The organism is Pseudoalteromonas sp. SWYJZ19 (assembly GCF_015864375.1).
GTDB lineage: Bacteria > Pseudomonadota > Gammaproteobacteria > Enterobacterales > Alteromonadaceae > Pseudoalteromonas > Pseudoalteromonas arctica.
Map to the genome: position 1 here is coordinate 188,332 of NZ_JADYXI010000004.1, position 10,868 is coordinate 199,199.

11 protein-coding genes are annotated in these 10,868 nt (G+C 40.3%); 5 read left to right on the plus strand and 6 right to left on the minus strand.

Annotated elements, in window-relative coordinates; genetic code table 11:
* Nucleotides 1-20 precede the first annotated feature (20 nt).
* Genes I6F45_RS05890 through I6F45_RS05900 form a run of 3 tightly spaced genes read left to right on the plus strand, consistent with a single transcriptional unit; the run spans nucleotide 21 to nucleotide 5,590 of the window.
* Nucleotides 21-1,268 carry an exonuclease SbcCD subunit D C-terminal domain-containing protein gene (locus I6F45_RS05890; RefSeq protein ID WP_197159938.1) on the plus strand — a complete coding sequence of 416 codons (1,248 nt, stop codon included), beginning with the start codon at nucleotides 21-23 and terminating at the stop codon, nucleotides 1,266-1,268.
* Nucleotides 1,265-4,915: an AAA family ATPase gene (locus I6F45_RS05895; RefSeq protein ID WP_197159943.1), complete on the plus strand. Its 3,651-nt coding sequence runs from the start codon at nucleotides 1,265-1,267 to the stop codon at nucleotides 4,913-4,915. The genes I6F45_RS05890 and I6F45_RS05895 overlap by 4 nt, the downstream gene beginning before the upstream one ends.
* Nucleotides 4,916-4,933: 18 nt before the next feature.
* The gene (locus tag I6F45_RS05900; RefSeq protein WP_165741057.1) at nucleotides 4,934-5,590 is read left to right on the plus strand and encodes a class I SAM-dependent methyltransferase; all 657 of its coding nucleotides are present in this window, start codon (nucleotides 4,934-4,936) and stop codon (nucleotides 5,588-5,590) included.
* Nucleotides 5,591-5,599: 9 nt separating this feature from the next.
* Here I6F45_RS05900 and I6F45_RS05905 read toward each other — a convergent pair whose 3' ends face one another.
* On the minus strand, nucleotides 5,600-5,770 hold the full coding sequence (locus I6F45_RS05905; RefSeq protein WP_165741056.1) for a hypothetical protein: 171 nt from the start codon (nucleotides 5,768-5,770) through the stop codon (nucleotides 5,600-5,602).
* Nucleotides 5,771-5,869: 99 nt separating this feature from the next.
* Nucleotides 5,870-6,475, minus strand: coding sequence for a short chain dehydrogenase (locus I6F45_RS05910; protein ID WP_165727910.1), 606 nt, complete (start codon nucleotides 6,473-6,475; stop codon nucleotides 5,870-5,872).
* A gap of 151 nt (nucleotides 6,476-6,626) precedes the next feature.
* On the opposite strand from I6F45_RS05910, the gene I6F45_RS05915 reads away from it, so the two are divergent.
* The gene (locus tag I6F45_RS05915; RefSeq protein WP_165741055.1) at nucleotides 6,627-7,508 is read left to right on the plus strand and encodes a LysR family transcriptional regulator; all 882 of its coding nucleotides are present in this window, start codon (nucleotides 6,627-6,629) and stop codon (nucleotides 7,506-7,508) included.
* Between the two features lie 146 nt (nucleotides 7,509-7,654).
* On the opposite strand, the gene I6F45_RS05920 is transcribed toward I6F45_RS05915, so the two are convergent.
* The 4 genes from I6F45_RS05920 to I6F45_RS05935 form a co-directional block, all read right to left on the minus strand.
* Entirely contained in the window at nucleotides 7,655-8,047 is a 393-nt protein-coding gene (locus I6F45_RS05920; protein WP_165741054.1) for an ACT domain-containing protein, read from the minus strand.
* Nucleotides 8,048-8,418: 371 nt separating this feature from the next.
* On the minus strand, nucleotides 8,419-8,976 hold the full coding sequence (locus I6F45_RS05925) for a sugar O-acetyltransferase (RefSeq protein WP_024613121.1): 558 nt from the start codon (nucleotides 8,974-8,976) through the stop codon (nucleotides 8,419-8,421).
* Between the two features lie 98 nt (nucleotides 8,977-9,074).
* On the minus strand, nucleotides 9,075-9,635 hold the full coding sequence (locus I6F45_RS05930; RefSeq protein ID WP_166112806.1) for a DUF6942 family protein: 561 nt from the start codon (nucleotides 9,633-9,635) through the stop codon (nucleotides 9,075-9,077).
* A 1-nt stretch (nucleotide 9,636) separates the two neighbouring features.
* Nucleotides 9,637-10,092, minus strand: coding sequence for a YaiI/YqxD family protein (locus I6F45_RS05935; RefSeq protein WP_165727905.1), 456 nt, complete (start codon nucleotides 10,090-10,092; stop codon nucleotides 9,637-9,639).
* 97 nt (nucleotides 10,093-10,189) lie between these two features.
* Here I6F45_RS05935 and I6F45_RS05940 point away from each other — a divergent pair, with 97 nt between their 5' ends.
* Nucleotides 10,190-10,720: a lipocalin family protein gene (locus I6F45_RS05940; RefSeq protein ID WP_165741980.1), complete on the plus strand. Its 531-nt coding sequence runs from the start codon at nucleotides 10,190-10,192 to the stop codon at nucleotides 10,718-10,720.
* The last annotated feature ends 148 nt before the right edge of the window (nucleotides 10,721-10,868 follow it).

Below are 10,868 nucleotides of genomic sequence, written 5' to 3' on the forward strand. Positions count from 1 at the left end.
GGTTTTATTAAGAGCGCGACATGAAAGTCCTCCACACCTCAGATTGGCACCTTGGCCAACAATTTTACGAACACGATCGCCGTGTTGAACATCAAGCTTTTTTTACCTGGCTATTAGCCACTCTTGTTGATCAACAAATAGACTTACTTTTAGTTGCTGGCGACATTTATCATACAGCGACTCCAAGTGCTAGCGCCGAAAATCAGCTTTATCAATTTATTAAAGATGCCAAAAAAGCATGCCCACTATTACATGTAGTGATTATTGCGGGTAACCACGACTCTGCAAATCGTATTTTGGCAGCTCAGCCATTACTAGCCCAGTTTGATACTCACGTAATAGGGCGCTTTGATGTCGCAACACCCGATGAAACTGTTATTACCATAAATACTAATGGTAAACGCGCTGTAATCGTCGCTATGCCATTTTTACGCGCAAGCGATGTAAGTTCACTTAGCCAAACTGAAAACGGCTCTAGCTATGCACAAGGCGTTGCAAAAGCTTACGAACTTGCACTAGAGCAAGCTGTTAATATAAATGAGCAAAACTCACCATTAATAGTTATGGGGCACTTACACGCTAAAGGCGGAGATATATCAAGTGATTCTGAGCGTAACTTAGTAATAGGCGGTGAAGAGTCTATTTCAGCTAATGTATTTGGTAAACAAGCCAACTATGTTGCTCTTGGGCATTTACACAAAGCGCAACAAGTTGCTAAAAGCGATGTTATTCGCTACAGCGGCACACCCATTCCAATGTCGTTTTCAGAGCGTAACTACACGCACCAAGTAAATGTTGTTGAGTTTATTACTGATGAAAAACAACATATTAGTACAACTGTAAACCCCCTTTACATTCCGCGCTCTGCCGATGTAATTGTTTTACCAAAAGGGGAGTGCGTTCCATTAAGTGAACTGTGCGAGCAAATAAAAGCACTCGACACATCACAAAATACAATAGCGCCTTATTTACGTGTAAAGCTTAAATCGAGCGATACTGACACCACCTTCAGAGAGCAAATAGAACAAGCACTTGAAGGTAAGCATATTAAATTTTGTGGTATTGAACGCGTACGCGAGCAATTAGCTAACAATGACGACAGCACCGTATTTGAAGATTTAAGCGAGGTTGAAATGCTCAACCCACTAAACCTATTAGAACAAGCATTCGCAAACGATAAAGACATGGCAGGGCAAAGCGTACCCGATGAGCTAAAAGCACTTTTAAGTGACGTGATAAACGAGCTAACGGAGCAAGAACAACTATGAAAATAACCGCAGTTCGTATTCATAACTTGGCCTCAATTGTTGACGCTGAAATAGACTTTACTAAAGCCCCATTAAAAGACGCGGGTTTATTTGCCATTACAGGCGATACCGGCGCAGGTAAAAGTACCTTTTTAGATGCGATATGTTTAGCGCTTTATACAAAAACAGCACGGCTACGTGGCGATAAAGGTAATTTAATAGAGTTTAACGGCGACAGCATTAAGCTAAATGATGCGCGAAACTTACTGCGTAGAGGTACCTGGGAAGGCTACGCTGAGGTCGACTTTTTAGGGCAAGATAAACAGCTTTATCGTGCACGCTATACAATTTCACGCACCCATAAAAAAGTAACAGGCAAACTTAAAGTAGCAGAGCACACATTAGTAACCCTGCCAGACGAAACCCTAATAGCTGACAAAAGCCACACAATAAAAGAAGTAGAAAGCAAAATAGGGCTTAACTTTGAGCAATTCTCCCGTGCGGTTTTATTAGCGCAACACGAGTTTGCTGCCTTTTTAAAAGCTACGGGCGATGAGCGAGCGCAACTTTTGGAGTGCTTAACAGGCACCGACAAGTTTAGCCGTATTGGCGTGCGTATTTTTGAACGCCATAAAGAGCAAGTAGCAAAGCTTGAAGCGCTTAAAGCAGGCCTTGAAAGCTATACCTTATTAACAAGCGAAGAGCTTGAGTTACAACAAACCAAGTTAGCCGATTTAAAAACGCAAACCGAACACACTAAAAAAGAGCTGACCAAAACAGAAAAAGCACTTAGCTGGTATCAGCAAGCTACAGTGCTTGAGCAAAACTTACTGCAAGCACAGCAAACGCAGCAACAAGCAAGTTCAGCGCTTGAAAGTATCGTTGAGCAAAGCGAGCAGGCAAAACAAGCTAAACAAGCGCTTGAAATAAAAGATAACCGCAGCCGTTTTAGTTTGTTAACAGATCAAAACACGGTGCAAAATGAGCAAATTACAACGCTTAAAAGTGTTGATCATTTAGCGGTAATTAATGAGTGTAGTACTGCGCTGACCAAACATACCGAGCAGCTTAATAACGCCAATGAGCAAAAACAAAATGCAGCGCCCGTTATCGCTAAAGCGCGCGAGCTCGACAGCAACATTGCTTTGCAAAGCCAAAGTATAAAAGGTACTGAGTCACAAATAGCTAAAGAGAAAACGCAACTTGATGAACTCAATCAGCAGTTAAAGCAAAGCAGTAACGAGTTAGAACTCGCTAATACCGACTCTACAAAAAGCCAGCAATGGCTTAATGAGCATGAGCAGCTGCATGTTTTAGCAAAAGATTGGAGCTATTATAAGCAAAGTTTTACTACCTACTTAAGTGCACAGCAGCAATTAGCCGCAAACGTTACGCAAAGCCAAACTCTTAATAGCGAGCTTACAAATCAGAGTGAGCTTTTAAATACGCAAAATAATAAAGTGCAGCAGTGCGAGGCGTTACTTAATAATGAGCAATCGGCATTACAGGTATTAAATAACCAGCTGACTGAATTTAATGCAGAGCATTGCGACGCGCAGCTAAAGAGTATTGATTACTTAAAAGAGCAACGCGAGCGTTATGGGCAATTTAATACAGAACTAAAACAAAGCACGCAACGCCAACAAGTGCTCAACCAGCAGTTAAATGAAAGCCAGCAAGCTCATGCTTTACTTAATCAACATTTAATAACCAGTGAGCAAGCGCTAAAAGGCAGCGAGTACGCACTTAACCAAGCGCGCTTAAGAGCCAGCGAAAACGTTGAGCATTTACGTACTGAGCTTCGCCCTAATGAGCCTTGTTTAGTGTGCGGTGCAACGGAGCACCCGTACGCGGTAAATCAAAATCAGCAATTAAATAACTTAATTACTGATTTTGAAAATGCTTTTAATACCGCCAAAAAGCAATTTGAGAATGCACAAAGCGAGCTGCATAAGCATCAAACGCAACATGCTGTATTAGCTGCTGAACACGGACAACTTGAGCAAGTAATACAAACGGCAAAAGCTAAACAGCTTGATATTAAAAATACCATGCAAGGTGCACGTACCGAGCTTAACGACTTAACGGCCGATCAGCTTGAAGTCACTTATAAGCGGTTAACGGAGCAAAAAGCGCAGTATTTTGAGCAACAAAAACGCCAGCGTACACTGCAAACTAAAGTAAATGAGCTACAAGCAGCACTTAAAGCAGAGCAGCAAGCACAGCAGCAACTTAGTAATAAACAGCTTGAGCTTACACATCAGCAAAACCAAATAACGAGTAAGCATAGCGAACTAAATGCGCAAATTAACGAGCTGGATACAACGCTTAATAGTCAATTTGAAAACAGTGATTTTTGGCAGCAACTACAAGGCAATACGCTTGAGCTTACCCAGTTGCACGAGCAGGTTACGCAGTACCAGCAAACTCAAACGCAACTCGAGCAAAGCCAAAAACGCCAACACACAGCTAATGAGCAAATAAAGCAGCTTACCCCGCTTATAAGTAACAACGAACAATCGTTAAAAACACTCAATGAAGAGCTCATAAAAGCTAAAGCGCTATTAAGCACTGTGCAAACTGAGCGCTTAGCATTATTTAATAACGAGCAAATAAGCGCAGACGACTACCAAGCAAAGCTCACAAGTGAGCAAGAGCAAAAGCAATTGCTGGTTCAAGCAAGTCAAAAAGCGCATGATGATGCTATTAAGCAGCGAGACGAGCACGCTATAACACTTAAAAACGCAGAGCAACGCTTGCTTGAAAACAGTCAAGAGCTAGCAACGCTTGAGGCACGTTATAACGAGTGGTTTAGCGACTTTAAAGCGCAATTTAGCAATGCGACGCACGAACAGGTCAAAATTTTACTAACACTTAGTAGCGAGACGATTAAAGCGCATTTAAATCAGCACGAGCAGTTAACTCAAGCGCTAACCGATGCAAATGCCGCATTAAAACAGCAGCAACTTACGCTTGAAAAACACAACAGTAGCGATAAACCAACGCAAAGTGCAGAGGCTTTAAATACCCAATTAAGTAGCTTAAACGAGCAACAAACGCAGCTGCAAAGTTCATTACTAGCGACTAATACTGCCATTGAGCAGCATAACCAAAATACAAAGGCGCTTGAAGGTAAGCAAGCCGAACTAACAACGCTTAAAACGCAGGTTGAACAGTGGCACTTGCTTAATAAAGTACTAGGCGATGCAACGGGTAAAACCATGCGTAACTTAGCGCAAACACAAACATTAAAAATATTACTGCACTATGCCAACAGCCATTTAAAAACACTCAACAAGCGCTACGAATTAACGGCAATAGCACAAACGCTCGACATTGCGATTATTGACCGCGACATGGCCGACGAGCAACGCTCTGTTAATACGCTCTCGGGCGGGGAGTCATTTTTAGTATCACTGGCGCTTGCACTTGGTTTAGCATCGCTTTCGTCAAACAAAGTACAAATCAATTCTTTGTTTATTGACGAAGGGTTTGGTACGTTAGACAGCGAAACCCTCAGCATTGCAATGGACGCTCTTGATTCATTACAAGCACAAGGTAGAAAAGTAGGCGTTATATCGCACGTAACACAAATGAGCGAGCGCGTAGCCACTCAAGTGCATGTAGCCAAAAAGCCAGGTGGATATTCCACAGTTGAAGTTATATAGCTATTAGGGAGTTTAAAAATGCCAACATTTACAGGCGAACAAGCAACACAATACGATAGCCGCATTACTCGTTTAGTTCCAGGTTATGAGTTATTACACCAACTAACTAACGCACAGCTACAAGCAACGCTAAGCGACAATGCACATATTTTAGTAGTAGGGGCAGGCACTGGTAAAGAAGTGCTCGCACTGGCTGCATTAAACCCAACATGGCAATTTACTGCGCAAGATACATCAGCCGATATGCTTGCTATCGCACAGCAGCAATTTGATGAACAAGGCATAACTAGTCGCGTAACGATTCACAATGGCCCTGTTGATAAATTATCAGTTAAAGCTGATGCCATTTTATGTTTATTAGTCATGCATTTTGTACAAGACAATGGCGATAAAAAGCAGCTATTAAAAGCAATGAAGGGCAATCTTAAAAAAGATGCACTCCTTTATATTGCTGATTTAATGCGCCCCGAAACGACGTTTGAGCGCGAAGCCCAACTTACGACGTGTGCGCAATTAGGTTTAACCGAAACCGGTAAAACACAAATGGGACACGATTTAGAAAATGAGTTTTACCCACTCGATAGAATGCGCTTTAGCGAGCTGCTAAATGAGTGCAAATTTGGTATTCCAAAGCTGTATTTTAAAGCGCTAGGTTTTAGTGGGTATGTAGTTTAATTTATCGATCTATTTAGAAGAATGTGGCTTACACCACTGAACTGTGTGCTTATGGCGCGGTATTGTTTTACATTCTTTATTAGAGTTGGCACCTGGCTCGCTAGCATATTGCGAGCTTGGGGCTACGTTGGCACAACCTGCAGCCAATAATATAGCAAATACGGGTATTAATTTTTTCATTTCATCACCTATTAAAATATGTTTTAAAGCGCATTGCAGTTACTGTAAATACAAAGCGCTTATTAGTTTGCTAGCATCTCTCACCAATATGGCGGGTAGTTATGCATCTACAAAAATAACTTCGCCAGTAATAAAGCCATCAACCGAACGCTCAAACGCTTTACCTACAAGCTTGCCTGGTACTGGTTGAAAACCTGGCATCATCTCGCCGTATACGTCCCATGCTTCTTCAAGTACGGTAGGGTTAACCACATTAATACGTGTGCCACGTGGCATTTCAAGTGATACGCATTTTGCAAACGTATCTATTGCACCGCTGGTTGTTGCATCAGCAATCGCAAACGGAATAGGTTTAACGTTTAAAATACCGCTAATTAGCGTAAATGAACCGCTATCGGCAATGTACTTTTGACCAATGCGTACAAGGTTAATTTGCCCCATCATTTTGCTCATAATAGTGCTCATCCACTGGGCTTCGCTCATATCTGCAAACGTTTCGTACTCACATAAACCTACGGTATTAACTACGGCATCAAAATGGCCTACTTTTTCGTACAGTTCAGTAATTGATTGCTCGCTGGTAATATCAACAATATGATCCACATCGCCCGAACGACCCGCTGTAATTACTTTATGCTTAGATAAACCGGTTAATGCCGCTTGACCCATTTTACCTAGTGCGCCTATTAAAATTACTGTTTTCATTGTTTGCTCCAATCATTTGTTCACTTTAGTGTGTAGGAGCATAGTAAGGGAGTATTTTAACAATTAGAAACAACCCTTTTATGTAAGAGATACAAGATAATTTGGTTATGTGATAAGTTAAATATTACTACTAAATAACTCTGGCAGCAGCATGAGCAAGTTAGACCGATTAGATATAAAACAATTGCGTATTTTCCAAGCGCTCATTCGCGAGAAGAACGCCTCAAAAGCAGCGAGTAAATTGGGCTTAACCCAACAAGCAGTGAGTGAGCAACTAAAAAAGTTACGCGACGTGTTTGACGACCAGCTGTTTTTGAGAAAAACCACTGGCTTTGTGCCTACACCTTATGCAGAGGAGTTGTCGGTAGACATAGACAAACTCCTAAACGACTTTCAGGCATTATTAGCACCTAAAATATTTGACCCAAAAACAGTTAATGATGAGTTTGTAATAGCCGCTACCGACTACGCACAGCAAGTCGTTTTACCAGCATTAGTTAAAGTACTCCGGGCACAAGCGCCAAATTTAAAGCTTATAATAAGAGACTTCGAGATAGACAGTCTGCACGATTTAATGGAAAGCGGCAAAGTAAACCTAGCCATTGCCTTCCCCGACTACATCCCAAGTACTTACCCCATTATTAAGTTATTTGAAGAGCAACATATTTGCGTTACCTCGCCGAATTCATCAATAGCAGGAACTAAGCCAAGCCTTGCTGAAATCGCCAGTTATCCAAGTATTATTGCCTCGCCTTCGCGTCCAAATTTTAAAGGGTCTATTGACGATTGGTTTAAAAGCTTTGATTTAACGCGTAACGTAGTGGTGTCGGCACCGTGTTTTTCTATTGTGCCGATGTACCTAGAAACAACCGACTCTATCGCATTTTTACCCTCACGCGCAGTAAGCTCAGAGCTAGTAAAAATAGAGCTGCTACAGTTACCCGCGCCGTTTGACGTAATAGCCGCATGGCATCCGCGCTACAATAAAAACCCGCTTCATAAATGGGTAGTATCGAAGTTGGTTGTTGAGTGATTTGAGAGTTATTATTTGTAATAAAAAATAAAGCGGTTTTAATAAAGCTTTTAAGACAAGAGCATTATGAAACGTAGATCGGTTAAGTGAAGCGTCCCCCGTCGCTCCAATATTCATATCAATCAGATTGTTGCTTCACCAGCAACCTAACCAATCTCTCCAAGTGCTTTCATTGCAGCTTGTGCTTTATCTGTTTGTACAAAAATATGGTCGTGATAAAACGCAGCTACCACATTAGCGCTAATGCCATGCTCAGTGAGCTTTGCAGATACCGCAGCGGTTAACCCTACGGCCTCTAAGCTTGAATGTACGTTAAGAGTAATTAAATTATATTTACTCTCAAAGGTAATACCTGCTTTATCGGCGGTTTCAGCTTTTAAAATAAGGGTTAGCCCTTCTTCTTCTACATAAGTGGCAAGTGGGTCTAAATGAACATAATCAGCAAGCTTTCCTGCCAAACAACAAAAAATATACTCGCCTTGCTTAAGCTCTGGCTGCATTGATTTTAATAATTGGTTTAACTCTAAAATTCCGGCCATGGTCGCTCTTATTAACCTAATTCAATTCAAATAAGTAAGTCTATTTTCAAACTGTTTTTTAATTAAATTACTATCTCGTTTAACTATTATTTTTTCGACAATATCCCAAACACCGATCAAATTTTAAGGCTCTATTGGCGATTGGTTTAAGCTTATACCATTCCAATAAATAGCAGATCTATTTTACTTGCTAAAACAACCCATTTCTTTGTTGTCAATTTCGCAAAGGGAACAACCATTTACATCAATTTACGCCTAGAACTGAATTATTTTTTCGGCGTAAAATTTAGATCACATACTTAATGGAATTGGTATTAAATACTATAAAAGGAGTAAGTTTAAAGAGTCGCTTAGTTTTTAAGTTGAGCAAATTAACTTTCAATCATTTTTATTATTTTTGCAGGATTCCCACCTATAACAACGTTATCGCCAAACGATTTTGTAACAACAGCACCCGATGCAACAACTACATTATTACCTAAAGTAACGCCTGGATTTATGACTGCATGACCACCAATCCAACAATCATTTCCTATTGTTATTGTTTTTGCATATTCGAGCCCACTTCTTCTATCAATTGGGTTTATAGGGTGTGTAGCGGTATAAATTCCAACCTGTGGTGCAATAAAGCAATTGTTACCAATATTAACTTCCGCAGCGTCTAAAATAACGCAGCCAAAATTAGCATAAAAATTTTCACCTACATGAATATTTGACCCATAATCACAATTAAATGATGACTCTACATGAACTTGTTTTCCTGTTGAGCCAAATAACGCATGTATAATTTGAGCTCTTTCATCCAAATGAATAACACTTGTTTGGTTTAGCGCTTCCGTTTTTAAGCTAGCTTTTAATCGTAATTCAATAAGCTCAGGGTCACTTGGGTCATAATACTGACCAGATAGCATTTTTTCTTTTTCTGTCATAATTTAAAATCCAAATAATATATTTTTTATAAGTGGCAGATTCAGCTTTTAAGCTAAGCACCACTACCTTTGTTTAGTACGTGTGCATTTAGTTACTTTTAACTATTTTTTAGTTGTGCAACTAGCTCGCTAAGCCTAGCTATTTTTATATTACTTAGCTGCCTGTAATCAAAATACGGGCATACTATAATATTGTTGGCTATATCTATTGCAAATTCGTCGTCGAGCCACTCAAATTTCGCATTAAGCTTACCTTGTTGGAGTAAGCTTTTAGCGTGCGTACGCCCAGCAATTATGTGTAGCTGGTTTTTATTATTTGAAGCTTTATCTGTACAAGTAACAGTAATATTAGGCGCGCTAAATAGCAGGGCGGTTTTACTACTTTTTTGCAGTAAAAACTCATCGCGATATTGCTGCCAAGTAGGCGCTTGTTTAGCAAATGAGTAATACTCACTTGGTAGAGCAAACAATACTTTGGCGTACACGTTAAATACTTTGCGCCAACCATTACCGCAGTGCTGGTTTATGGTATTTATTTGTTCATTTATAACCGGTTCAAGGCATTGAAGTGTTTCAAAAAACGGCATTGGCGGCGCTTTTGCTACATACACTGCCACGCTAAATTGGGTATCGCCTAAGCCAACTAATTGGGTATTCAAGTTAGTTAGCCTTGTTTTGCGCTAAAATACGATCGAGATTATTAGCAAAATTTTGACGGTCGGTTTGACTAAGTGGAGGCGGCCCGCCACTCATTTCTACACCACTTGAGCGCATGGTATCCATAAAGTCGCGTACGTTAAGTATTGAGCGAATATTCTCCGTGGTGTAAAGCTCGCCACGCGGGTTGAGCGCCTGCCCACCGTTATCAATTACTTCACTCGCCAGCGGTATATCGCCAGTAATAACTAAATCGCCTTTTTCAATACGTTTCACTATTTCGTCGTCGGCTACATCAAAGCCTGACGATACTTGAACGCGGCTTATGTATTTTGACGGCGGAATACGCATTGCGTGATTAGCCACTAAAATAGTGTCGATTTTCATACGCTCTGCCGCTCTAAAAAGTATTTCTTTTATAACGACAGGACACGCGTCTGCATCTACCCAAATTTTCATGCTATGGTCATTTTTATTGCTTTAGAATTAAGACGATCCTATAGCAAATTTTATTCTTGTGAAATAGCATAAATTACATAATTGAAAAGGAGCTTACATGAAGGCTATAAAATACGGTTTACTTATTACTGGTCTATTTTTTCTTAGTGCCTGCACCAGCCCCCCTGAGGGAATAACACCCGTTAAAAACTTTGATATACAAAAATATAAAGGCAAATGGTTTGAAATAGCGCGTCTTAATCACTCGTTTGAAGAAGGTATGGAGCAAGTTACCGCGACTTATTCAATTAACGACGACGGCACAGTAAAGGTCCTTAACAAAGGCTATTTAACGGATGATAAAAAATGGGATGACGCCGAAGGCTTGGCCAAATTTGTTGAGGGCACCGACACCGGACATTTTAAAGTCTCGTTTTTTGGTCCATTTTATGGCGCTTACGTGATTTTTGAACTTGACCAACCCGATTATCAATATGCATTTATAACCAGTTACAACAAAGATTACTTGTGGTTTTTATCGCGTACACCAACGGTTAGCAAAGAGCTTAAAGAGCACTTTTTAACTAAAGCGAAAGAGTTAGGCTTTGCTACTGATGAAATAATTTGGGTAAATCAAGAGAGTATGTAAAGGGGGTTTACAGTTAGCTGTATGCGCTTTTAAAGTGGTAATAAAAACGTCATCTAACTGTAAAGTAAATTAAATATATAAACGCTATATTGCTAGCACTTACAGTGAGACAGTAAGTATTAGGAACACTGAATATCCCCTATTGTTG

Coding starts and splice junctions, on each gene's coding strand:
- I6F45_RS05890 (WP_197159938.1), top strand. CDS start 21: ATGAAAGTCCTCCACACCTCAGATTGGCACCTTGGCCAACAATTTTAC.
- I6F45_RS05895 (WP_197159943.1), top strand. CDS start 1,265: ATGAAAATAACCGCAGTTCGTATTCATAACTTGGCCTCAATTGTTGAC.
- I6F45_RS05900 (WP_165741057.1), top strand. CDS start 4,934: ATGCCAACATTTACAGGCGAACAAGCAACACAATACGATAGCCGCATT.
- I6F45_RS05905 (WP_165741056.1), bottom strand. CDS start 5,770: ATGAAAAAATTAATACCCGTATTTGCTATATTATTGGCTGCAGGTTGT.
- I6F45_RS05910 (WP_165727910.1), bottom strand. CDS start 6,475: ATGAAAACAGTAATTTTAATAGGCGCACTAGGTAAAATGGGTCAAGCG.
- I6F45_RS05915 (WP_165741055.1), top strand. CDS start 6,627: ATGAGCAAGTTAGACCGATTAGATATAAAACAATTGCGTATTTTCCAA.
- I6F45_RS05920 (WP_165741054.1), bottom strand. CDS start 8,047: ATGGCCGGAATTTTAGAGTTAAACCAATTATTAAAATCAATGCAGCCA.
- I6F45_RS05925 (WP_024613121.1), bottom strand. CDS start 8,976: ATGACAGAAAAAGAAAAAATGCTATCTGGTCAGTATTATGACCCAAGT.
- I6F45_RS05935 (WP_165727905.1), bottom strand. CDS start 10,092: ATGAAAATTTGGGTAGATGCAGACGCGTGTCCTGTCGTTATAAAAGAA.
- I6F45_RS05940 (WP_165741980.1), top strand. CDS start 10,190: ATGAAGGCTATAAAATACGGTTTACTTATTACTGGTCTATTTTTTCTT.